At 14.4% G+C, this 20,650-nt stretch carries 33 protein-coding genes, 1 tRNA gene and 1 rRNA gene; 34 read left to right on the top strand and 1 reads right to left on the bottom strand.

Going from position 1 to position 20,650, the window contains the following annotated elements; all coding sequences use genetic code 11:
• From A353_RS01105 to ilvC, 22 genes are all read left to right on the top strand, one after another.
• Positions 1-282, top strand: a complete 282-nt coding sequence (locus A353_RS01105) for an uS14 family ribosomal protein (RefSeq protein ID WP_014887312.1) — start codon at positions 1-3, stop codon at positions 280-282.
• Positions 282-650 carry a 30S ribosomal protein S8 gene (rpsH, locus tag A353_RS00850; protein WP_014887311.1) on the top strand — a complete coding sequence of 123 codons (369 nt, stop codon included), beginning with the start codon at positions 282-284 and terminating at the stop codon, positions 648-650. Before A353_RS01105 ends, rpsH begins: the two co-directional genes overlap by 1 nt.
• A complete protein-coding gene (locus A353_RS01100; RefSeq protein WP_014887310.1) occupies positions 647-1,147 on the top strand; it encodes a 50S ribosomal protein L6 in 501 nt (166 codons plus the stop codon). The genes rpsH and A353_RS01100 overlap by 4 nt, the downstream gene beginning before the upstream one ends.
• Positions 1,144-1,362 carry a hypothetical protein gene (locus tag A353_RS00840; RefSeq protein ID WP_014887309.1) on the top strand — a complete coding sequence of 73 codons (219 nt, stop codon included), beginning with the start codon at positions 1,144-1,146 and terminating at the stop codon, positions 1,360-1,362. The genes A353_RS01100 and A353_RS00840 overlap by 4 nt, the downstream gene beginning before the upstream one ends.
• Positions 1,352-1,768 carry an uS5 family small ribosomal subunit protein gene (locus A353_RS00835; RefSeq protein WP_014887308.1) on the top strand — a complete coding sequence of 139 codons (417 nt, stop codon included), beginning with the start codon at positions 1,352-1,354 and terminating at the stop codon, positions 1,766-1,768. The genes A353_RS00840 and A353_RS00835 overlap by 11 nt, the downstream gene beginning before the upstream one ends.
• Positions 1,765-2,013: an uL15 family ribosomal protein gene (locus tag A353_RS01175; protein ID WP_014887307.1), complete on the top strand. Its 249-nt coding sequence runs from the start codon at positions 1,765-1,767 to the stop codon at positions 2,011-2,013. The genes A353_RS00835 and A353_RS01175 overlap by 4 nt, the downstream gene beginning before the upstream one ends.
• Positions 1,991-2,104, top strand: a complete 114-nt coding sequence (rpmJ, locus tag A353_RS00825) for a 50S ribosomal protein L36 (protein ID WP_014887306.1) — start codon at positions 1,991-1,993, stop codon at positions 2,102-2,104. The genes A353_RS01175 and rpmJ overlap by 23 nt, the downstream gene beginning before the upstream one ends.
• Complete coding sequence (locus tag A353_RS00820) at positions 2,101-2,457, top strand: ribosomal protein uS13 (protein ID WP_014887305.1); 357 nt, start codon at positions 2,101-2,103, stop codon at positions 2,455-2,457. Before rpmJ ends, A353_RS00820 begins: the two co-directional genes overlap by 4 nt.
• On the top strand, positions 2,444-2,803 hold the full coding sequence (gene rpsK, locus A353_RS00815; protein ID WP_014887304.1) for a 30S ribosomal protein S11: 360 nt from the start codon (positions 2,444-2,446) through the stop codon (positions 2,801-2,803). The genes A353_RS00820 and rpsK overlap by 14 nt, the downstream gene beginning before the upstream one ends.
• Entirely contained in the window at positions 2,803-3,384 is a 582-nt protein-coding gene (gene rpsD, locus A353_RS00810; protein WP_014887303.1) for a 30S ribosomal protein S4, read from the top strand. Before rpsK ends, rpsD begins: the two co-directional genes overlap by 1 nt.
• Positions 3,381-4,340 carry a DNA-directed RNA polymerase subunit alpha C-terminal domain-containing protein gene (locus tag A353_RS00805; protein WP_014887302.1) on the top strand — a complete coding sequence of 320 codons (960 nt, stop codon included), beginning with the start codon at positions 3,381-3,383 and terminating at the stop codon, positions 4,338-4,340. Before rpsD ends, A353_RS00805 begins: the two co-directional genes overlap by 4 nt.
• A complete protein-coding gene (locus A353_RS00800) occupies positions 4,324-4,566 on the top strand; it encodes a hypothetical protein (RefSeq protein ID WP_014887301.1) in 243 nt (80 codons plus the stop codon). The genes A353_RS00805 and A353_RS00800 overlap by 17 nt, the downstream gene beginning before the upstream one ends.
• Entirely contained in the window at positions 4,563-4,871 is a 309-nt protein-coding gene (locus tag A353_RS00795) for a bL21 family ribosomal protein (protein ID WP_014887300.1), read from the top strand. The genes A353_RS00800 and A353_RS00795 overlap by 4 nt, the downstream gene beginning before the upstream one ends.
• Position 4,872: 1 nt before the next feature.
• A complete protein-coding gene (locus A353_RS00790) occupies positions 4,873-5,127 on the top strand; it encodes a 50S ribosomal protein L27 (protein ID WP_014887299.1) in 255 nt (84 codons plus the stop codon).
• The gene (locus A353_RS01095; RefSeq protein ID WP_014887298.1) at positions 5,117-5,890 is read left to right on the top strand and encodes a GTPase; all 774 of its coding nucleotides are present in this window, start codon (positions 5,117-5,119) and stop codon (positions 5,888-5,890) included. The genes A353_RS00790 and A353_RS01095 overlap by 11 nt, the downstream gene beginning before the upstream one ends.
• The gene (locus A353_RS01150) at positions 5,875-6,024 is read left to right on the top strand and encodes a hypothetical protein (protein ID WP_014887297.1); all 150 of its coding nucleotides are present in this window, start codon (positions 5,875-5,877) and stop codon (positions 6,022-6,024) included. The genes A353_RS01095 and A353_RS01150 overlap by 16 nt, the downstream gene beginning before the upstream one ends.
• The gene (locus tag A353_RS00780; protein WP_014887296.1) at positions 6,018-8,444 is read left to right on the top strand and encodes a class I tRNA ligase family protein; all 2,427 of its coding nucleotides are present in this window, start codon (positions 6,018-6,020) and stop codon (positions 8,442-8,444) included. Before A353_RS01150 ends, A353_RS00780 begins: the two co-directional genes overlap by 7 nt.
• Before the next feature lie 142 nt (positions 8,445-8,586).
• Positions 8,587-8,778, top strand: coding sequence for a hypothetical protein (locus A353_RS00775; RefSeq protein WP_045118181.1), 192 nt, complete (start codon positions 8,587-8,589; stop codon positions 8,776-8,778).
• Positions 8,739-9,347 carry a pseudouridine synthase gene (locus tag A353_RS00770; RefSeq protein ID WP_014887295.1) on the top strand — a complete coding sequence of 203 codons (609 nt, stop codon included), beginning with the start codon at positions 8,739-8,741 and terminating at the stop codon, positions 9,345-9,347. The genes A353_RS00775 and A353_RS00770 overlap by 40 nt, the downstream gene beginning before the upstream one ends.
• Positions 9,344-11,014: a thiamine pyrophosphate-dependent enzyme gene (locus A353_RS00765; RefSeq protein ID WP_014887294.1), complete on the top strand. Its 1,671-nt coding sequence runs from the start codon at positions 9,344-9,346 to the stop codon at positions 11,012-11,014. The genes A353_RS00770 and A353_RS00765 overlap by 4 nt, the downstream gene beginning before the upstream one ends.
• Complete coding sequence (locus A353_RS00760) at positions 10,983-11,375, top strand: hypothetical protein (RefSeq protein ID WP_014887293.1); 393 nt, start codon at positions 10,983-10,985, stop codon at positions 11,373-11,375. The genes A353_RS00765 and A353_RS00760 overlap by 32 nt, the downstream gene beginning before the upstream one ends.
• Positions 11,375-12,370, top strand: coding sequence for a ketol-acid reductoisomerase (ilvC, locus tag A353_RS00755; RefSeq protein WP_014887292.1), 996 nt, complete (start codon positions 11,375-11,377; stop codon positions 12,368-12,370). The genes A353_RS00760 and ilvC overlap by 1 nt, the downstream gene beginning before the upstream one ends.
• Before the next feature lie 10 nt (positions 12,371-12,380).
• Here ilvC and A353_RS00750 read toward each other — a convergent pair.
• Positions 12,381-12,453: transfer RNA gene (locus tag A353_RS00750), tRNA-Met, on the bottom strand.
• A 48-nt stretch (positions 12,454-12,501) separates the two neighbouring features.
• Here A353_RS00750 and A353_RS00745 point away from each other — a divergent pair.
• The 12 genes from A353_RS00745 to A353_RS00695 all read left to right on the top strand — a co-directional run bounded on the left by A353_RS00745 (position 12,502) and on the right by A353_RS00695 (position 20,616).
• Positions 12,502-12,723, top strand: coding sequence for a 30S ribosomal protein S16 (locus tag A353_RS00745; RefSeq protein WP_014887291.1), 222 nt, complete (start codon positions 12,502-12,504; stop codon positions 12,721-12,723).
• Positions 12,720-12,911, top strand: a complete 192-nt coding sequence (locus A353_RS00740) for a hypothetical protein (RefSeq protein ID WP_014887290.1) — start codon at positions 12,720-12,722, stop codon at positions 12,909-12,911. The genes A353_RS00745 and A353_RS00740 overlap by 4 nt, the downstream gene beginning before the upstream one ends.
• Positions 12,899-13,090 (top strand): hypothetical protein, encoded by a 192-nt coding sequence (locus A353_RS00735; protein ID WP_014887289.1) that lies wholly within the window; start codon positions 12,899-12,901, stop codon positions 13,088-13,090. The genes A353_RS00740 and A353_RS00735 overlap by 13 nt, the downstream gene beginning before the upstream one ends.
• A 2-nt stretch (positions 13,091-13,092) precedes the next feature.
• On the top strand, positions 13,093-14,220 hold the full coding sequence (locus A353_RS00730) for a homoserine dehydrogenase (RefSeq protein WP_014887288.1): 1,128 nt from the start codon (positions 13,093-13,095) through the stop codon (positions 14,218-14,220).
• Complete coding sequence (gene thrC, locus A353_RS00725; RefSeq protein ID WP_014887287.1) at positions 14,220-15,539, top strand: threonine synthase; 1,320 nt, start codon at positions 14,220-14,222, stop codon at positions 15,537-15,539. The genes A353_RS00730 and thrC overlap by 1 nt, the downstream gene beginning before the upstream one ends.
• Positions 15,532-16,326 (top strand): peptide chain release factor-like protein, encoded by a 795-nt coding sequence (locus A353_RS00720; protein WP_014887286.1) that lies wholly within the window; start codon positions 15,532-15,534, stop codon positions 16,324-16,326. Before thrC ends, A353_RS00720 begins: the two co-directional genes overlap by 8 nt.
• On the top strand, positions 16,323-17,462 hold the full coding sequence (locus A353_RS00715; RefSeq protein WP_014887285.1) for an amino acid--tRNA ligase-related protein: 1,140 nt from the start codon (positions 16,323-16,325) through the stop codon (positions 17,460-17,462). The genes A353_RS00720 and A353_RS00715 overlap by 4 nt, the downstream gene beginning before the upstream one ends.
• The gene (locus tag A353_RS00710) at positions 17,455-17,808 is read left to right on the top strand and encodes a hypothetical protein (protein ID WP_014887284.1); all 354 of its coding nucleotides are present in this window, start codon (positions 17,455-17,457) and stop codon (positions 17,806-17,808) included. Before A353_RS00715 ends, A353_RS00710 begins: the two co-directional genes overlap by 8 nt.
• Entirely contained in the window at positions 17,801-17,989 is a 189-nt protein-coding gene (locus A353_RS00705) for a L28 family ribosomal protein (protein WP_014887283.1), read from the top strand. The genes A353_RS00710 and A353_RS00705 overlap by 8 nt, the downstream gene beginning before the upstream one ends.
• A complete protein-coding gene (gene rpmG, locus A353_RS01090; protein WP_014887282.1) occupies positions 17,977-18,123 on the top strand; it encodes a 50S ribosomal protein L33 in 147 nt (48 codons plus the stop codon). Before A353_RS00705 ends, rpmG begins: the two co-directional genes overlap by 13 nt.
• Entirely contained in the window at positions 18,120-19,001 is an 882-nt protein-coding gene (locus A353_RS00700; RefSeq protein ID WP_014887281.1) for a nucleotidyl transferase family protein, read from the top strand. Before rpmG ends, A353_RS00700 begins: the two co-directional genes overlap by 4 nt.
• Positions 19,002-19,071: 70 nt before the next feature.
• Positions 19,072-20,616, top strand: a 16S ribosomal RNA gene (locus tag A353_RS00695).
• Positions 20,617-20,650 lie beyond the last annotated feature (34 nt).

Here is a 20,650-nt window from a genome sequence, read left to right as displayed (position 1 = left end):
ATGGCTAAAAAAAGTTTAATTTTAAAAAATATAAATATTTATAAAAATAGTTTATTATATGTAAATGTTATAAAACAAATAAAAAAAAAAATAAATATTTTAAAAAATTTATTTAAATTATCAAAAATAAAAAAAAAAAATTTTTTTATAAAATTTAATAATAGATGTTATATTAGTGGTAGAAGAAGAAGTTATTATAATAAATTTTCTTTAAATAGAAATTTTATTAGAAAAATTGGTTATATAGGAAATATAGTAGGATTAGAAAAATCTAGTTGGTAATGAAAAAATATTATGATAATATAAATAGAATTTTTAATTCTTATAATTCTGGTAAAAAAATAAGTTTATGTAATTATTCTAATTTTACTATGTTAATATTTAATATTTTTTATGAAAATAATATATTAGAAAATTATTTTTTATTGATAGTTAAAAAAAAAAAATTTATAATTGTTTTAATAAAAAATATTTTTTTTTTTAAATTTTTTTCTAAACCTTCAAAAAAATATTTTATTAAAAATAAAGAAATAAATTTTTATTTTTTAAATTTAGGAATAGGAATTATTAATACTAATTATGGTTTAATGACAATTAAAGAAAGTAAAAAATTAGGAATAGGTGGTGTATTATTATTTATTTTATTATGAAAATTATAAATATTAATAACAAAATTTTAATTAAAAACAATTATTTATATTTAAAAAATAAATACTATTGTTTTATTAAAATACCAAATTTCATAAAAATAAAATTTATTAATAATTTTTTATTTATAAACTCAATTTATTATAATAAAAGCATAGAAATTACTTTTGAAAAAATAATAAAAAATTTATTATTAGGAATAAATAATTTTTGGTATATTGAAATTTTAATTTCAGGAATTGGTTATAAAATTTATTTAGAAAAAAATAAAATTTTTTTAAACTTAGGATTTACTAAAGCTAAAAATTTTATTATACCAAATTATATAAATATTGAATTAAAAAAAGAAAAAATTATTTTAAAATCTGTTTTTAAAGATAAATTAGGAGAATTTTCTTTTAAAATTTTAAAATCAAAAAAATTTGATCCTTATAAAAAAAAAGGTATTTTTATTGAAAATAAAGTAATTTTAAAAAAATCATCTAAAAAAAAACAATGAAAATAATATTAAAAAAAACAAATAAAAATTATTTTATTTATTTTATTAATAATAATAAATTAATATATTTTATAAAAAATAAAAAAAAAGATTTTTCTTATTTTTTTCAAAAAATAAAAAATATTTATTTTTTTTTTAAAAAAAAAGTAAAAAAAATAATTGGAAATTATAAAAATAAATTTAAAATAATTATAAATTTTTTTTATGAAAGATAGATTAATTAAAATACACAGAGTTACAAAAGTAGTAAAAGGAGGAAGAATTTTCTCTTATACTTCTACATCAATATGTGGTAATAAAAAAAATTTAATAGGTTTTGGAAGAGGTAAATCAAAAGAAGTTTTAGAATCTATTAAAAAATCATATTTAAAATCTAGAAATAATATATTTAAAATTAATATAAAAAAAGAAACAATTCCTTATTGTTTATATGCAAAACATTCTGCAACTAAAATAATTTTAATACCAGCTTCTAAAATAATCGGTTTAATAGCAAATTTTATTGTTAAACAAGTATTAATGTTTTCTGGAATTAAAAGTATTTTTTCTAAAATTCATGGATCTCATAATAGTATAAACACAACAATATGTGTTATTAAAGCTCTTAATTATTTAAAATGAATTTAATTTTTTTAAATTTTTTTAATAAAAAAAAAAAAAGAAAAGGAAGAGGGATTTCTTCTGGAAATGGTAAAACTTGTGGAAGAGGTCATAAAGGACAAACTTCTAGATCAGGTTATAATATACCTAATTTATTTGAAGGTGGACAAACAACTTTTTTTAAAAATAAACCAAAATTAAAAAAAAAAAAAAATATAAAAAAAAAAAAAATATATATTATTTATGAAAATAAAAAGTTCAATTAAAAAAATTTGTAATAAATGTATTATAATAAAAAGAAAAAGAAAAGTTTTTGTTTTTTGTTATTATAAAAAACATAAACAAAAACAATTATGAATTATACAATTTGTGGGGTTAAAATTTTAGAAAAAAAAAATATTTTATATAGTTTAACTAAAATTTATGGAATAGGAATAAAATTATCAAAAAAAATTTGTGAAAAATTAAAAATAGATAATAAAAAAAAAACTTTTAACTTAAAAGAAAGTGAATTTATTTTATTAAATAATTTTATTAAAAAAATAATTATTGAAAATGATTTAAAATTATTAATAAAAGAAAATCTAAAAAGAATTTTGAATTTAAACAATTATAAAAGTTATAGACATAAAAAAAAGTTACCTTGTAGAGGACAAAGAACTAAAACAAATGCAAAAACTAGAAAAAAAATGAATCATGAAAAAATATAATAATTTTCAAGGAATTATTTATATATATTCTACTTTTAATAATACAATATCTACATTAACAGATTTAAATGGAAATACAATTAGTTGGATATCATCAGGTGTTTTAGGATTTAAAGGACCAAAAAAAAATACTTCTTTAGCATCACAATCTATTAGTGAAAAAATTTCTTTTTTTGCTATTAATAAAAATATTAAAATTGTTGATATATATATAAAAGGTATTAGTATAGGTAAAGAAATTTTATTAAGAATAATAAATAATTGTGGTATCTATATTAGAAGTATTACAGATATAACTCCATTACCACATAATGGATGTAGAAAAAAAAAAAGAAGAAGAGTCTAATGAAAATTAAAAAAAATAAAATATGTAGAAGAGAGGGAGATAATTTTGAATTTTTTACAGAAAAAAAATTTTTTTCAAAAACAAGATCATTGTTAACTCCTGGAGAGCATGGTATAGAAAAGGGTAAAATTTCTGATTATGGAATGTTATTAAGAATTAAACAAAAAATAAAAAGATATTATATTTTAACAGAAAAAAAATTTAAATTAATTTATAAAAAAATTTCTAAAAAATTTTTTTATTGTGAAGATTTAGTTAATTTTTTAGAAAGAAGATTAGATAATATATTATATAGAATGAATTTTTCATTATCAAGAAAAAATTCTAGGCAAAAAATTTTACATGGATTTGTTTATGTTAATTTTAAAAAAATAAAATTTTCATCATTTATATTATCTCCAGGAGATAATATTTATATAGAAAATTTTTTAAAATTAAAATTTTTTTACGATTATAAAAATTTTTTTAATTTTAATTGGATATATTGTGATTATTTTAATGGTTTTGGAATAATGAAAAATTTACCTAATTATTTTAAATTTAATTTTAATAAAAATATTATTTTAGATATATATAAATGAATGAGTTTAAAAAAAAATTATTTTTAATAAATAAAATTAGTTATAAAAAAATAAATTTTAATAGAACAATTATTAAAATTGAACCTTTTTTTAATTCTTATTGTGATTCTTTAGGAAATTTTATTAGAAGAAATATTTTTTTAACAAATTATAATTATCAAATTTCTTTTATAAAAATTTATAATATAAATTCTGAATTTTCAAGTTTAAAAGGTGTAAAAGAAAGTGTGCAAGAGATAATTATTAATATAAAAAAAATTATTTTTAAAATTGATGATAATTATATAGCTTATTTAATAATTAAAAAAAAAGGTCCATGTGTTGTTAAAGCTAAAGATATTTTTTCAGATAAAAAAATTTTTATATTTAATCCTAATATAGTAATTGCTAATGTTACTAAAGAAATAACTTTTTTTTTAATTATGAAATGTAATTATTCTGGAATAAAATTAAATTCTAATTTTAATAATTTTTTTTTTAATTCTAAAATAATAAAAATAATAAATAATAACAATATAATTAAAAATATAAATTATTTTATACATCAAAAAATTATTAACAAAAAATTAAAAATATTATTTATAGATATAGAAACAAATGGTTCTGAATTAGCAGAAACTTGTTTTAAAAATTGTATATTTTATTTAAAAAAATATTTTTATTTATTATTTTCAATTATAAATATAAAAAAAAAGAAAAAGATTAAAGAGAGTAATTTTCTTTATATAAATCCTATAATGATAAGATCAGTTGATAATTTAGAGTTAAGTATAAAAACTTCAAATATATTAAAAAAAAATAATATATTTTTAATAGGAGATTTGATAAAATTATCAGAAAATATTTTATTAAATTTAAAAAATATGACAAAAAGTGTTTATTTAGAAATATTATCAGCATTAAAAAATAAAAAATTAACATTAAATGTAAAAATTGATTATGAAATACAATTTTAATTTTTTTAAAAAAGAATGTATAAAAAATATAATTAAATATGGAAAAATAAAAAGTAATTATAAAAGATTAAAAAAAGTTTTTTTTTTTTTAAATTGTTATTTAATTAAATATTTTAATAAAAATATAAAAACTTATTTAGTAAAATTATATTATAAAAAAGGTGATAATACTTTATTGGGAGAATTTGGTGTTTTATTTTTTTATAAAAAAAAATTTTTAAAATGAAAAATACAAATTTAATTTTTAAAATAAATAAAAAAATTTATTTTTGTGAGAAAAATAATTATTTAATTATTGATTATTTAAATTTTAATATAGGGAAAAAAATATTATTAAAAAATGTTATTTATTGTTTTGATAAAAAAATTTTTTTTAATAATTACGGATTAAATTATAATGTTTGTATTATTATTTTAAAACATTTTTATATTAAATCATTATCAATTAAAAAAAAAAAAAGAAAAAATATTATTAAAAAAAACACAACTTATAAAAAAAAAAGTTTAATTTATATACAAAATATTATTTAATATGGCTCAAAAAAAAGCAGGTGGTAGTTCAAAAAACGGTAGAGATTCTAATTCAAAAAGATTAGGAGTAAAAGTTTATAATAATAATTATGTAATTAAAGGTTCTATTATAATAAAACAAAATGGTTTAAAATTTAATTCTGGTGAAAATACTTATTATTCAAAAAATTATAGCATTCATTCATTAATTAATGGTATAGTTATTTTTTATAAAAAAAAAAATAAAATTTTTATAGAAGTAAAAAATGTTTATTAGTAAAAAAATTTTATTAAAAAGCGGAAATGGTGGAAATGGTAATATTAGTTATTTAATATTAAATAATAAATTTTATGCTAATGGTGGTAATGGTGGTAATGGTGGAGATGTTTATTTATTTTTTAATAATAATTTTAAATTATTAAATATTAATTTGTATATAGCAAAAAATGGTTTAAATGGAAAAAATAAATTAAAAAAAGGAAAAAAAGGAGAAGATGCTATATTAAATTTTCCTATAGGAGGTTATTTAGAATATTGCAAAAAAAAAATATATATAGTTAAAAATAATTATTTTATAAAAATTTTAAAAGGAGGAAAAGGTGGATTAGGAAATTATTTTTATAAAAATTTTTATAATTCTAAAATAGCAAATTATGGTCAAAAAGGTAAAATTATTTTTATTAAATTTTGTTTTTTTTTTTTTTTAAAGAAATGTTTTATAAATATTAATTTTAATTTTTTTAATATTAACAATTTTTTTTATAAAAATAATTTTATTTCAAAAATATATATTTTTTTTATAAATTTATTATTTTTTAAAATTTTATTTAAAATAATAAAATTTTTTTTATATTTTTTATATTTAAAAAATTTTAATTATAATAATTATTGGTTAATAATTGATGGTATAGAAAATATTAATTTTTTAAAAATTATTAAAATTAAATTATTAAATACGATTTATTTTTTATTATCAAGTATTTTTTATATAGGTGTAAAAAAATTTTTTCATTATATTAAATTATGGAAAAATTCTTAATAAAAAAATTTTTTAGAAAAATTGATAAAAATAAAGTAAATATTGATAAAATATATTCTTTTATTGATAAAAATAAAAAAATTAAAAAAAATAAATCTTCTAAATTAAAATCTAAATTTTCAAAATTATGTTAAATTTACCAAAAAAAATATATTTTATGAAAGCAAATATAAAAAATAAAAAAATTATTTTTAATAATTATTTTTTATTAAATAATAAAATAATAAATATATTTTTATTAGATGGTCCACCATTTGCAAATGGTGATTTTCATATAGGACATATTTTAAATAAAACTATTAAAGATATATTAATTAAAAATTTTATTATAAACAAATATTTATTATTATCAAATAATGGATCAGATTGTCATGGATTACCAATTGAACAATTAAATAAAAATAACTTTTTGTTTTTTTTAAATTGTAAAAAAATTGTATGTAAAAATATATTATTACAAAAAAACAATTTAAAAAATTTTTTATTTTTAAATTATTATTATAAATATAATACTATGGAACCCAAATACGAATCTTTACAATATAATTACTTTAATTATCTACTTATAAAAAATGTTATTATTGTTGAAAAAATTCCTATTTTATGGTGTTTTAAATGTATATCTTCTTTATCATATTCAGAAATATTATATAAAAAAATAAATTCTTATTCTTATTATATAAAAATTAAATTTGAAATTTATTACATAATTATATGGACTACAACTATATGGTCGATAATAAATAATCAAGCTATTTTTTTTAAAAATAATCAAATATATATTATTTTTAAAACTAAAAAAAATTTTTTAATTTTTTCAAAAATATTATTTTATAAATTGATAAAAAAATTAAAAATTAAAGGAAAAATTTTTTCATTTTTGTCAGGAATTTTTTTTTATAATAAAAAATATAATTTATTTTTTAAAAAAATAATAAATTATTATAAAAAAAAAAATTATTTTTTAAATAATAATTATATAGATTTAAATATTGGTACAGGTTTTATCCATTGTTCTCCTTCAAATGGTGTAGAAGATTATGAATTTTATAAAAAAAAAAATATAGTAAATTTTTTTAATAAAAAATATTTTATAAATTGTTTAAAATTATTTGATAATATAAATTTATTTTATTATAGCAAAATTATTTATTTATTTTTAAAAAAAAGAAAAATATTAATTTTTAAAGAAAAAATAATACATAATTTTATGTTTTGTTGGAGACATAAAAATCCAATATTTTTTTATTTAAGTAAACAAATATTTATAAATTTAAATTTTTGTTTTAAAAAAATAAACATAAAAAATATAATAATAAATTTAATTAAAAAAATAATTTTTTTTCCAAAATTTATTAAAAAAAATTTAATTAATATGATATATAATAGAAATAATTGGTGTATTTCTAGACAAAGATATTGGGGGGTGCCAATAATTTTAGATAATTTAAAAATTTCTTTATATAAAAATATTACAAAAACTTTTTCTTCACATATAATTTTTTATTTAGAAAAAAAATATAATATATTTGATGTATGGTTAGATTCTTCTATTATTTCATTATTATTTAAAAATAAAATTATTATAGAAGGTAAAGATCAAATTAGAGGATGGTATCAATCTTTAATTATTATTAATTTATTAATTTTTTTTTCTATTAACATTAAAAAAATAATTTCTCATAATTTTTGTATTGATAAAAATGGAAATAAATTATCAAAATCTTCAAAAAATTATAAAAGTTTAAATTTTATATTAAAAAATAATAGTAGTGAAATCATAAAATTATATCTATTAGAACATGATTTTAAAAAAAATATTATTTTTGAAAATAATAATATAAAAAACAGTTCTTTTACTTATATTATTATAAGAAATTTTATAAAATTTTTAATAAATAATTTTTATGAATTTAATTTTAATAAAATTTTTTTTTTAATATTTGATTATTGGATAATTTATAAAAAAAATTTAATAGAAAAAAAAATAAAAAAAATTTTATTGAATTTTAATTTTTATCAAACAATAAAAATTATAAAATTATTTATTAATTTTATAAACTTAAATTATTTTAATTATTTAAAAAATAATATTTATATATGCAAGAAATTTTCTTTTATTAGAAACAGTGGTTTATTTACTATCTTTAATATATTATCTTTTTTAAAAAAAAATTTATTTCCAATATTAATTCTTACTTCTAAAGAATTAAATATTTATGAATTAAATTTATCATTTTTAAAAAATAACTTTTCTTTTTTTTTAAAAATTAAAAATTTTATTAATAAAAAAATTTTTTTTTTTAAAAAATTTAACATATTAAATAAATCTAAAAATAATTTTATATTGTTTTATAAAAAAATATCTTTTTTAAATTATTATTGGAAATGGTTTACTTATAATTTTTATTTTAAAAAAAAAAATATATATAATTATTGTGATTTATCAAAAAATTATATTTTTAAAAAAGATTTTTTTAAAAAAAAAAAAATTTGTAATTTTTGTTTAATAAATATATTTCATAATTATGAAGAATTAAAATTTTATGTATAATTAAAATTTTATATTATGACAAGAATATAATTATATTAAATAAACCATTCGGTATAGAAATAAATAAAATAATAAAAAATATAAATTTTAAAAAAAAATTATTTAAAAATATATTTTATAATTACAAAGAATTTAATTTTTTATGCAAAATATTAAAATTTTATATTATGACAAGAATATAATTATATTAAATAAACCATTCGGTATAGAAATAAATAAAATAATAAAAAATATAAATTTTAAAAAAAAATTATTTAAAAATATATTTTATAATTACAAAGAATTTAATTTTTTATGCAAAATATTAAAATTTTATATTATGACAAGAATATAATTATATTAAATAAACCATTCGGTATAGAAATAAATAAAATAATAAAAAAAAAAACTAATAATAATTTACCAAATAATGGTTTATTAAACAGATTAGATAAATATACTTCTGGTATTATAACAATTGCTAGAAATAATTTATTTTATTTTTATTATAAAAAATTATTATTATCAAATTACATTAAAAAAAAATATATCGTTTTCACAGAAAAAAAATTTTTTAAAGGATTTATTAATTTATCTATTAAAAAAAAAAAAAATATTTTAATTAAAAAAAATTATAAAAAAAGTTTATCCTTTTATAAAATTATTAAAAAAAATAATAATAATAATTTTTTATATATTTACATAAAAACAGGAAGAACACATCAAATTAGAAAACATTTATATCATTCTAAAATTTTTATAAAAAATGACTTTTATTTAAAAAAAAAAAAAAATACTTTTTTAAATAATCTTCATTTTAAAACTATTTCTTTTTTTTATCCTTTTATTATGAAAAATTTTTCTTTATCTTGTAATTTAACAAAAGAAATAAAAAAAAATTTTCTTATAAATTTTTTAAAATGAAAATTTCTTCTTCAAGATCTATTATTGAATCATTATTATATGAAAATGTAGAATTTATATTTGGTTATCCAGGAGGGGCAGTTTTACATATATATGATGAAATATTTAAATCAGGAATAAAACATATTTTAGTTAGACATGAACAAGCAGCGGTTCATTTAGCTGATGGATATTCAAGATCTTCTAATAAAATAGGAGTTGTGTTAGTAACATCTGGACCTGGTTATACAAATTGTATTACAGGGATATCAACTTCTAATTTTGATAATTCTTCTATTGTAATATTATGTGGTCAAGTAATTAAAAAATTAATTTCTCAAAATTCTTTTCAAGAATTAGATAATATGAATATTTCTTCTACTATAGTAAAAAATTTTTTTTCATTAAATTGTTATTTTAATATACAATATTTATTATCTAATTCATTTAAAATTTCTAAATTAAAAAAAGGTCCTGTTATTATAGATTTTCCTAAAAATTTAACAAATAATGATTTAAAAATAAGAAATAAATATCCTTATTTAAAAAAAAATTTTTTTAAAAAATATTTAATTAATATTATTTTTAATTTTAAAAGACCGATTTTTATTATTGGTGGAGGTATTAAAAATAATTTTAATAAAAATATATTTGATTATTTTATAAAATTTATAAAAATTCCATTTATTTCTTCTTTTATGGGGTTAGGTGGATTTAATTATAAAAATTTATATTATCTAGGATGGTTAGGTATGCATGGTGATGCTTGTGTTAATAATATTATACATTTTTCTGATTTTATAATTTGTATAGGAACAAGATTAGATGATAGAATAACAAATACAAATAATTTATTTTCTCCGTATGCAAAAATAATACATATTGATAATGATAAAAATTCTATTTCTAAAACTATTTTTTGTGATAAATTTTATATATTAGATTTAATAAATTTTATAAAAAAAAATATTAAAAAAAAAAATATTTTATTATGGTGGAAATTTATAATTTTTTTAAAAAAATTTTTTAAAAAAAAATATAAAAATGATTTTAATTTTTGTAAACCTCAACAAATAATAGAATTAATTTTTTTTTTAAGTAAAGGAAAAATGTTTATTTCCACAGATGTTGGACAACATCAAATGTTTACTGCAAAATATTATAATTTTAATTATAAATGCTTTATATCATCAGGAGGATTAGGGACAATGGGTTTTGGGTTTCCTGCTTCAATAGGAATAAAATTTGCAAATAAGAATAAAAAAGTTTTATTAATTACTGGTGAAGGAAGTTTTCAAATGATGATGCAAGAATTATCAACATGTAAACAATATAAAATAAATATAATTATAATTAATTTAAATAATCAAAGTTTAGGTATGGTTAAACAATGGCAAGAATTAAATTATAATAATAGATATTCTAATTCATACATAAATTCTTTACCAAATTTTAATAAATTAATCAATTCTTATAAATTTTATTCATTTAGTTTTTGTAATTTAAAAAAATTTTATTATTTATTTAGTAAAATATTATTTATTGATATATTTTGTTTTATTAATGTTTATATTAATCAAAAAGAAAATGTATTTCCAATACAAATTTTTAATAAATCTATGTGTGAATTTATTAGTTTTTTTTCTATTAAAAAATATGATAAAAAATTTAATTTTAGTTATTTATAATAAAATCAATAACGCAAATAATTTTTTTAATTATTTAACTCAAATAAATATAAAAATTAAAATATTAAAAATTAAAAATTTTTACAAAAATAATATTAAAATTTTAATTTTAAAAGATTCTTTTTATAAAATCAATCAATTTATAAAATCTTTATCTAAATGTTTATTTATAAAAAAAATATTTTCTTATAATAAAATAAAAATAATAAAATATAATAAAATTTTAATAAATAATGTAAAATTTTTTAAAAATTTTATTTTAATATTATATATAAAAAAATATATTTTTTTTTTTAATTTAAAAAAAAACAATTATGTTAAAAGTATAATGAATATTTTTAACAAAAATTTATATATTTAATGTTTTACGATAAAGATTGTGATAAAAATTTATTAAAAAATAAAATAGTTACCGTTATTGGATACGGATCTCAAGGACATGCTCAAGCACAAAATTTAAAAGATTCTGGAATTAAAACTTTTGTTTGTTTAAAAGAAAATTCTAAAAAAATAAATAAAGCAATAGAGGATGGATTTGAAGTTATAAATATTGATAAAACAATATTAATTTCAGATATTATTGTTATTTTAATTCCAGATGAAGATCAAAGAGAATTATATTATAATTATATAGAAAAAAAAATAAATTCAAATAAAACTATTATTTTTTCTCATGGTTTTAATATTCATTATAAACAAATAATACCAAGAAATGATCTAAATATAATTTTAGTAGCTCCTAAAGCTCCGGGTCATACAGTTAGATCAACTTTTGTTGAAGGAAGTGGTGTTCCTTCTTTAATTGGTATATATCAAGATTACAATAAAAATTCATTAAGAATTGCATTATCTTATGCAATGTGTATTGGAAGTGGAAGAGTGGGTATTATTGCTACAAATTTTAAAGAAGAAACAGAAACGGATTTATTTGGTGAACAAGCAGTTTTATGTGGTGGGGTTAGTTCATTAATTATATGTGGTTTTGAAACATTAGTTGAATCAGGATATTCACCTGATTTAGCATATTTTGAATGTTTACATGAAATGAAATTAATTGTTGATTTAATTTATGAAGGTGGTATTAAAAATATGAGATTTTCTATATCTAATACAGCAGAATATGGTGATTATTATGTTTTAAATAATTTTTATTATTCTATATTTAAAAAAAAAATGAAAAAAATTTTAAAAAATATTCAAAATGGAGATTTTTCTAAAAGTTTTATATTAGATAAAAATAGTAATTTTATTAAATTAAATTTATTTAAAAATTATTATTCTAATCATTTAATAGAAATAGTAGGTAATAAAATTAGATCTTTATTTAATTGGAAACATAAAAAAATAATTAATTAATTTATTTTTTTTGCGAAAATTGGATTTGAACCAATGTCCTTCGGATTATGAGCCCGACGAGCTACCAACTGCTCTACTTCGCAAATAATTAAATTATGTTGCAATATTTTTTTTTAAAATAATAAAAATATATGGTAGTTATCAGATTATCAAAAGTAAAAAAAAAAATTTTTTTTATTAATGTTATTTATAAAAAAAAATCAGTATTTGGAAATATTTTAAAAAGATTAGGATATTATGATCCTTTTATTAATTATGGAAAAAGTTTTTTTATAAATTATAAATTATTATTTTTCTATGTTAAAAATGGAGCAAAAATTAGTAAAAGAATTTATTTTTTTTTAAAAAAATGATTTTAATAAATAATATTTTGTTTAAAAAATACTTAATTATTAATTACAAAAATAATAATTTTTTTTTTATTGTAATAAATTTCAGTTTTAAATTTATTATTTTTAAAAAAAATATTATTTTTAAAAATAAAATTATATATATTGCAAATTTTAATTTTAAAAAAAAATATAATTTATGGAAATTATAAAAAAAAATAATAACGTAATTATTACTTATATAATAAATAATAAAATAAACATTTTTTTTGGAAAAATTAAAAAAATAAAAAAAATAACTTTTCAAATAATAAAAAAAAATCAAGAAATTATAATTAAAAAAATTTTTTTTGTAAAAAATCCTAATTTTATATCATTTAAAAAACAATAAATATGAATTTTTCAATTTTTGGTCTAGGAAATGTAGGTAGTGTTTTTTATAATAATTTTAGTAAAAAAAATAATTTTTTAACATTTTCAAAAAATAATAAGTTTAATTGTAATATTAATAATAATAGTAATAATTATATAAATTTATTTAAAAATAATCATTTATTTATAGAATTAATTGGAAATATTGAAATTTCAATAGAAATTATTTTAAATTCTATAAAAAAAAATAATAATTTTATTACTGCTAATAAAGATTTAATATCTAAATATATATTTTTAATTAATTTTTTATTTAAAAAAAATAAATTAAAAACTTATTATGAAGCATCTACATGTGGTGTTATTCCAATAATAAAATTATTAAATAATTTTTACTTTAAAGATAAATTTTTATATTTATTTGGAGTTTTAAATGGAACTTGTAATTATATATTAAGTAATATTAAAAATATAAATTTTTTAAATTTAATAAAAATTTCAATTAAAAAAGGAATAGCGGAAAAACAATATTCAAATGATATATTTGGAATAGATACAGTTTTTAAAACTTCTATCATAATATCAAAAATAAATAATTATAATATTTTTTATTACAATATATATTTAGAAAGTATTTTTAATATAAATAAATTTGTAAGAAAAATTTTTTATTATAAAAAATTTATTTCTTATTATTATAATTTAAATAATTATATATTTTTAAATATTTCTTTATTTTTTTTAAAAAACAAAATATTAAAATATATAAATAATTCATATAATTTTTTAATTTTAAACGGAATTTATTCAAAAAAAACTTTATTATTAGCAAATGGAGCTGGAGGATTACCAACATCATATTCAGTTTTTAGTAATTTACATTATTCTTTTAAAAAAAATTTTTTTTTAAAAAAAAAATGTAATAATATTATTATTATAAATAAAAATTTTTTTTGTTTTAATTTTTTATTAAAAATTAATTTTTGTTATAATATTTTTTATTATTTATTTATTTTAAAAATTATTTATTTAAAAATATATTATAAAAAATATATTTTAATAAAAACAAAAAAAACTTATTATAAAAAAATATTGTTTTTTTTATATTTTTTTAAAAACAAAAAATTTTTTTTTAATAAAATATTATAATGTATTATAACAGTATAAATAATAAATTAAATATTAAACAATTTTGTAATATTTTTTTTTCTAATATACCAAAAAATAAAACTTTGTTTTTTCCTTTTAAATTACCATTTTTTAATAATAAATATTTAAATTATTTAAAAAAATTAAATTATGTTAATTTTTCTTTTGAAATTTCAAAATTATTTTTAAATAATATATCTGATGAAGATCTTTATAAAATTTTATATAATAGTTATAACAATAAAAAATTTATAAAATTAGAAAAAATTAGTAACGAAAATCATTTATTAAATTTAAATAATGGATTTACTTTAACTTTTAAAGATATAGCAATGATTCCTCTGTCAAATTTAATAAATTATTTTTCTTTTAAAAATAAAAAAAAATTTATTATTTTTTGTGCAACATCAGGTGATACAGGTGCATCAGCAAATAATTCTTTTAAAAATATTAAAAATGTTAAAATTTTTACATTTTATCCGTTTAATATGGTTTCAAATATTCAAAGAAAACAAATGAGTACTTTAATTTCTAAAAATATTTTAAATTATTCAATAATTGGAAATTTTGATATTAGTCAATATTTTGTTAAAAAAATATTTGAAAATATTAAAAATAATGAAAAAATTTTTTTATTATCTGTAAATTCTATTAATTGGTTTAGAATTATAATGCAATTAATATATTATTGTTATATTTCTATTAAAAATTATAATGAAAAAAAATTTAATTTTATTATCCCTTCAGGAAATTTTGGTAATGCTCTATCTGCTTATTTATCAAAAAAAATAGGTTTCCCTATAAATAAAATTATACCTTGTACAAATGATAATTTTTATTTAGATAATTATATTAAAAATAATAAAATTGAAAATATTCTTTTAAAAAGAACTATTTCTCCATCAATTGATATATCTATTCCTTCAAATTTTATTAGATTAATTAATAAAAATTTTTTTAAAAAAAAAATTATAAATGAAATTAATAATGATATATTTTCTGATAAAATTTATAATAAACATATTATAAATTCTATAGAATATTTTTATCAAAAATATAATAAAATTTATGATCCACATACGATTACTTCAATAAGTTCTTTTTATAAAGATAATAATGATAATAACAATAACAATAATAAAATAGTTGTATCAACATCTTATCCTATAAAATTTATTTTTTCGATAAAAAAAATTATTCCAAATATTAAAATTAAATTTAATATTAAAAAAATTTTTTCTTTAAAAGAAAAATATAAATTATTTTCTCAAAATTTTTTAGTTTTAATAAATTCTATAAAAAAAAATATAAATGTATAATGAATTAATTAACAATAATTATATTAAAAAAAAATTTATTGAAAATTTAATAAAAAATAACGAAGATTTAATAAATAGTAAATTTAATTTAAATTTAAAAGTATACGATAAATATAATTGTTATATAGAAATATATCAAAATGTTGGTGGTATAGAAACTCATCAATTAATAAAAATTTTCACTGATTTTTATTTAAAATGGTTAAATAAACAAGATTTAAATACATATTTAATTTTCAAAGAAATTAGTGATTTTGGTTATAAAAAAACTTTAATTTATATAAAAGAAAAATTTTCTTTTTTTTTGTTAAAAAATGAATCTGGTATTCATAGAATTATAAGAAAAAATCCTTTATTAAATAGCAATAAAGTACAAACATCATATTTAAATATTAAAATAATACCAGAATTAATAGAAATTAATGAAAATTTAAATAAAAAAGAAATAATAGTAGAGTCTTTTAGATCAAGTGGATCTGGGGGACAACATGTTAATAACACAAATTCTGCTATAAGAATAACTCATATCCCAACTAATATAATTGTTAATTGTCAATTTGAAAGATCTCAAAATAAAAATAAAATTAATGCATTTAAAATATTAAATTATAAGTTATTATTAAAAAAAAAATTAGAATTTAAAAATTTTTTAAAAAATATTAATGATAATAAAAAATATATTAAAACTTATTATTATAATAATAATTTAATTATAGATCATATTAATAATAAAAAATACAATTTATTTGAATATTTTAAATTAAATATTGATTTTTTAAATTTATGATAATAAATTTTAAAAATTACAAAATAATATATGGTAAAGTTATTAGAATAAAAGAACCTTTTTTAGAAATAAAAGATTATTCAGGTAAAATTCAAATTTACTCAAAAAAAAAATTTTTTTTAGGAGATATAATATTAGTTTACGGAAAAATAAAAAAAACTAAAAAAAAATCTTATTATATTTTACCATTTTTTATAAAATTAATTATAAAAAATTTAAATTATATTAATAGTAATTATTATTTTAAAAAAAATTTTTGTATATATAATTTTTTTAATAATTATTTTAAAAAATTTATGTTTATTTTTGCTAATTCTAATAATATCTGCAAATATAAATCAAATTCAAATTCTAATATATTTAAAACATATATTTTTTGTAAAAAAAAATTTTTTTTTTTAAAAATTTCTCCTGAATTTTATATTAAAAAAATATTATCTAATAATTATAATAGAATATTTGATATAACAAAATGTTATAGAAATGAAGGTTGTTCAAATATACATTATTTTGAATTTAATATGTTAGAATATTATTCTTTAAATTTTAATTTTAAAAATTCTATTTTTTTTTTAGAAAAAATAATAAAAAATTTATTTTTATGTATGAATAAATTTAATGTAGAAATTTATAATTTTATTTTTAATATAAATACTTTATTTAAAAAAATATCTTTAATTGAAATTATATATATTTTTTTTTTAAAAAAAAAATTTTTGTTTAAAAAAAAATTTTTTTTTATTTATTGTTTATTTAAATGTTATAATTTAAAAAATTATTTTTTGTCAAATATTTTTTTTAAAATTTTTGATAAAAAAATAAAAAAAAAAAAATATTTTCCATATTTTTTATTATTTTTTCCTAGAAATAATAGTCCTTTAACAAAAATTTTTAATTTAAATATAAATTTTTTAAAAAGATTTGAATTATATATTTCTAATATTGAAATTTCTAATGGATTTGAAGAATTAAATGATTATTTTTTACAAAAAAAAAATTTATATAAAAAAAATAAAGATTTTTTGTTAAAATTAAAAAATGGTTTTAATTATACTAATGGTGTTGGAATTGGTATAGATAGAATATCTATGATTTTATATAAAATAAAACATATTAAAAAAATTTTTAATGAATAATTATTTATTAAATTTAAATTATTATATTTTTAATAAAGAAATTTTTTTTAATAAAATAATATTTAATAATATTAAAAAAATAAAATTTAATAATGAATTAAATATTATTTATTATTATAATAATTTAAAAAATACTTTAATTTATTATAATCCATTTTATGGTATAAAAATTAATTCTTTATTAGAAAGTATAAAAAAAAATAACAATAATAATAATAAAAAATATTATAATGAAATATTTCTTTATAGAAATTTTAAAGAATATGTTATACCTTATAAAGATTTAACTTATATATTTAATTTATCTATTGAAACATTAAGAAAAATATTAAAAAAAAATGTCTAATATTTGTATTTTAACAAAAAAAAAAAAAAATTTAAATAATAAAATTTCACATTCAAATATAAAAAGTAAAAGTTTTAATAAAATTAATTTTAAAAATATTTTTATTTGGATTAAAAAAAATTTTAAAAATTTAAAAATATCAACAAAATCTATAAAAATTATTAAAAAATGTATATTTTAATAAAATTAAAAAGTAGTAAAAGTTATTTTTTTTATTTAAAAAAAAAAAATAAAAAAAATAATAAAAAAATAAGTTTATTAAAATTTGATCCTATTATTAAAAAAAGAATTATATTTAATGAAGAAAAAATATGATTTTGTTAGGTATTAATTCTAGTGGAATTGTTCATTTTGGTAATTATTTAAGTTTAATTAAACCAGTAATAAATTATAATTTAAAAAGAATTTTTTTAGCAGATCTTCATTGTTTATCTAAAAAAATTTCTTTTAAAAAAATTTTAAATAATAAAATATTAATAATTTTAACATTTTTAAGTTTTTTTAAAAATATTTATTTTTATCAATCTTATAATTTAAATATAATTAAATTATTTTGGTTAATTTTATGTTTTTATAATAAAAATAAAGTAAAATTTTTTAATATTTTAAATAATAAAAAATATTTTTCTTTAGGAAAAATTTGTTATCCTTTATTAATGACATCAGATATTATAAATAATAATAATAAATTTTTGTTTGTTGGGTTAGATCAAATTCAACATATAGAAATTTATAAAAAAATTATAAAAAAAATAAATAATTTTTTAAATATAAAAATTTTAAAAAAATGTATTTTTATAATTAATAATAAAATAATATATAGTTATGATAAAAAAAAAATGTCTAAATCTAATAAAAATGATTTATTTATTTTTTCTAATTTAAAAGAAATTGATTTTTTTTTAAAAAAATTTAAAAACACAAAAAAAAAAAAAAAATCAGTTTTAAATTTTATTTTAAATATTATTAATAATAATTATATTATAAATTTTTTTTATAAAAATAATAAAAATATGTTTATAAATAAAATAAAAGAAATTTTATTTTTTTATTTTTTACCATTTAAAAAAATATTTCATTATAATATTAAAAATCTAAATTTTATTGTTAAAAAAATTAATTTTTTTAATAATTATAATAAACAAATTATTAATAATAATTGTAGTATTTTATATAATAAAATTAATTTATAATGTTAACTTTATTTTATTATTAAATAAATAAAAATTTAATTGAAATAAATTATTTATAATAATTAAAAAAGTTTTTATGAGTTTGATCATAGCTCAGATTGAACGCTAGCGACAAGCCTAACACATGCAAGTTGTGCGAATTATTTTATTAAAAAAAGTAATTAGCAGCGAACGGGTGAGTAATGTATAAGAATCTACCTTTTAGTATTTTGAAAAGTATATAGAAATGTATAGTAATTCAATATATATCCTAATGGATAAAGTATGAGATAGTCATACGCTAATAGAAGAGCTTATATCGAATTAGTTAGTTGTTAAAGTAAAGGTTTAACAAGACCATGATTCGTAGTTGATCTTAGAGGATGAACAACCACATTGGGACTGAGACACGGCCCAAACTTTTAAGGAAGGCAGCAGTGGGGAATATTGGACAATGAGCGAAAGCTTGATCCAGCTATGTCGCGTGTGTGAAGAAGGCCTTAGGGTTGTAAATCACTTTCAGCAAAGTAAGAAGAAAAAATTAAATAATATTTTATTTTTTTTGACGTTTTTTGTAAAAGAAGCACCGGCTAACTTCGTGCCAGCAGCCGCGGTAATACGAGGGGTGCAAGCGTTAATCGGAATTATTGGGCGTAAAGGGTGTGCAGGTTGTTTTTAAAAATTAATTTTTAAATATATTAAAGTAATTTAATATGGAAATTAATACTTATAAACTTGAGTATAAAAGAAGAAATTAGAATTTCAAGAGTAGCAGTGAAATGCTTAGATATTTGAAAGAATACTAGTGGCGAAGGCGTATTTCTATTTTATTACTGACACTAATACACGAAAGCATGGGGAGCAAACAGGATTAGATACCCTGGTAGTCCATGCAGTAAACGATGTCAACTATTTATTAAATATCATAATAATTAATTTTATGTAAAAAAATTATGTATTTTTAGTGAAAAAGCTAACGCGTTAAGTTGACCGCCTGGGGATTACGGCCGCAAGGTTAAAACTCAAATGAATTGACGGGGGCTCGCACAAGCGGTGGAGCATGTGGTTTAATTCGATACAACACGAAAAATCTTACCTACTTTTGACATCCAAAGAATTTATTAGAAATAATAACGCTTTTAAAGCTTTGAGACAGGTGCTGCATGGCTGTCGTCAGCTCGTGTTGTGAAATGTTGGGTTAAGTCCTATAACGAGCGCAACCCTTATCTTATTTTACTAAAATTATCTTAGAACTAATAAGAAACTGCCAATGATAAATTGGAGGAAGGTGAGGACGACGTCAAGTCATCATGGCCCTTATAAGTAGGGCTACACACGTGCTACAATGAGTATAACAAAAAGTATACGCTATATGGTAACATAATGCTAATCTTATAAAAATATTCTTAGTTCGGATTGAAATCTGTAACTCGATTTCATGAAGTTGGAATCGCTAGTAATCGTAAATCAGAATGTTACGGTGAATACGTTCTCGAGCCTTGTACACACCGCCCGTCACACCATGGAAGTAACTTGTATCATAAGTAATTTTATTATTACAACGGTATGATTTATAACTGGGGTGAAGTCGTAACAAGGTAGCTGTAGGGGAACCTGTGGCTGGATAAAAATATATATTTCTAAAAAAATAATTAATTCTTGATTATTGA

The sequence above is a fragment of the Candidatus Carsonella ruddii HC isolate Thao2000 genome, from assembly GCF_000287275.1.
This window is presented reverse-complemented; position numbering and strand designations above follow the sequence as displayed.

Excerpts from the sequence above, each read along its gene's own strand:
- A353_RS01105 (WP_014887312.1), top strand. The coding sequence starts at position 1 with ATGGCTAAAAAAAGTTTAATTTTAAAAAATATAAATATTTATAAAAAT.
- rpsH (WP_014887311.1), top strand. The coding sequence starts at position 282 with ATGAAAAAATATTATGATAATATAAATAGAATTTTTAATTCTTATAAT.
- A353_RS01100 (WP_014887310.1), top strand. The coding sequence starts at position 647 with ATGAAAATTATAAATATTAATAACAAAATTTTAATTAAAAACAATTAT.
- A353_RS00840 (WP_014887309.1), top strand. The coding sequence starts at position 1,144 with ATGAAAATAATATTAAAAAAAACAAATAAAAATTATTTTATTTATTTT.
- A353_RS00835 (WP_014887308.1), top strand. The coding sequence starts at position 1,352 with ATGAAAGATAGATTAATTAAAATACACAGAGTTACAAAAGTAGTAAAA.
- A353_RS01175 (WP_014887307.1), top strand. The coding sequence starts at position 1,765 with ATGAATTTAATTTTTTTAAATTTTTTTAATAAAAAAAAAAAAAGAAAA.
- rpmJ (WP_014887306.1), top strand. The coding sequence starts at position 1,991 with ATGAAAATAAAAAGTTCAATTAAAAAAATTTGTAATAAATGTATTATA.
- A353_RS00820 (WP_014887305.1), top strand. The coding sequence starts at position 2,101 with ATGAATTATACAATTTGTGGGGTTAAAATTTTAGAAAAAAAAAATATT.
- rpsK (WP_014887304.1), top strand. The coding sequence starts at position 2,444 with ATGAAAAAATATAATAATTTTCAAGGAATTATTTATATATATTCTACT.
- rpsD (WP_014887303.1), top strand. The coding sequence starts at position 2,803 with ATGAAAATTAAAAAAAATAAAATATGTAGAAGAGAGGGAGATAATTTT.
- A353_RS00805 (WP_014887302.1), top strand. The coding sequence starts at position 3,381 with ATGAATGAGTTTAAAAAAAAATTATTTTTAATAAATAAAATTAGTTAT.
- A353_RS00800 (WP_014887301.1), top strand. The coding sequence starts at position 4,324 with ATGAAATACAATTTTAATTTTTTTAAAAAAGAATGTATAAAAAATATA.
- A353_RS00795 (WP_014887300.1), top strand. The coding sequence starts at position 4,563 with ATGAAAAATACAAATTTAATTTTTAAAATAAATAAAAAAATTTATTTT.
- A353_RS00790 (WP_014887299.1), top strand. The coding sequence starts at position 4,873 with ATGGCTCAAAAAAAAGCAGGTGGTAGTTCAAAAAACGGTAGAGATTCT.
- A353_RS01095 (WP_014887298.1), top strand. The coding sequence starts at position 5,117 with ATGTTTATTAGTAAAAAAATTTTATTAAAAAGCGGAAATGGTGGAAAT.
- A353_RS01150 (WP_014887297.1), top strand. The coding sequence starts at position 5,875 with ATGGAAAAATTCTTAATAAAAAAATTTTTTAGAAAAATTGATAAAAAT.
- A353_RS00780 (WP_014887296.1), top strand. The coding sequence starts at position 6,018 with ATGTTAAATTTACCAAAAAAAATATATTTTATGAAAGCAAATATAAAA.
- A353_RS00775 (WP_045118181.1), top strand. The coding sequence starts at position 8,587 with ATGCAAAATATTAAAATTTTATATTATGACAAGAATATAATTATATTA.
- A353_RS00770 (WP_014887295.1), top strand. The coding sequence starts at position 8,739 with ATGCAAAATATTAAAATTTTATATTATGACAAGAATATAATTATATTA.
- A353_RS00765 (WP_014887294.1), top strand. The coding sequence starts at position 9,344 with ATGAAAATTTCTTCTTCAAGATCTATTATTGAATCATTATTATATGAA.
- A353_RS00760 (WP_014887293.1), top strand. The coding sequence starts at position 10,983 with ATGATAAAAAATTTAATTTTAGTTATTTATAATAAAATCAATAACGCA.
- ilvC (WP_014887292.1), top strand. The coding sequence starts at position 11,375 with ATGTTTTACGATAAAGATTGTGATAAAAATTTATTAAAAAATAAAATA.
- A353_RS00745 (WP_014887291.1), top strand. The coding sequence starts at position 12,502 with ATGGTAGTTATCAGATTATCAAAAGTAAAAAAAAAAATTTTTTTTATT.
- A353_RS00740 (WP_014887290.1), top strand. The coding sequence starts at position 12,720 with ATGATTTTAATAAATAATATTTTGTTTAAAAAATACTTAATTATTAAT.
- A353_RS00735 (WP_014887289.1), top strand. The coding sequence starts at position 12,899 with ATGGAAATTATAAAAAAAAATAATAACGTAATTATTACTTATATAATA.
- A353_RS00730 (WP_014887288.1), top strand. The coding sequence starts at position 13,093 with ATGAATTTTTCAATTTTTGGTCTAGGAAATGTAGGTAGTGTTTTTTAT.
- thrC (WP_014887287.1), top strand. The coding sequence starts at position 14,220 with ATGTATTATAACAGTATAAATAATAAATTAAATATTAAACAATTTTGT.
- A353_RS00720 (WP_014887286.1), top strand. The coding sequence starts at position 15,532 with ATGTATAATGAATTAATTAACAATAATTATATTAAAAAAAAATTTATT.
- A353_RS00715 (WP_014887285.1), top strand. The coding sequence starts at position 16,323 with ATGATAATAAATTTTAAAAATTACAAAATAATATATGGTAAAGTTATT.
- A353_RS00710 (WP_014887284.1), top strand. The coding sequence starts at position 17,455 with ATGAATAATTATTTATTAAATTTAAATTATTATATTTTTAATAAAGAA.
- A353_RS00705 (WP_014887283.1), top strand. The coding sequence starts at position 17,801 with ATGTCTAATATTTGTATTTTAACAAAAAAAAAAAAAAATTTAAATAAT.
- rpmG (WP_014887282.1), top strand. The coding sequence starts at position 17,977 with ATGTATATTTTAATAAAATTAAAAAGTAGTAAAAGTTATTTTTTTTAT.
- A353_RS00700 (WP_014887281.1), top strand. The coding sequence starts at position 18,120 with ATGATTTTGTTAGGTATTAATTCTAGTGGAATTGTTCATTTTGGTAAT.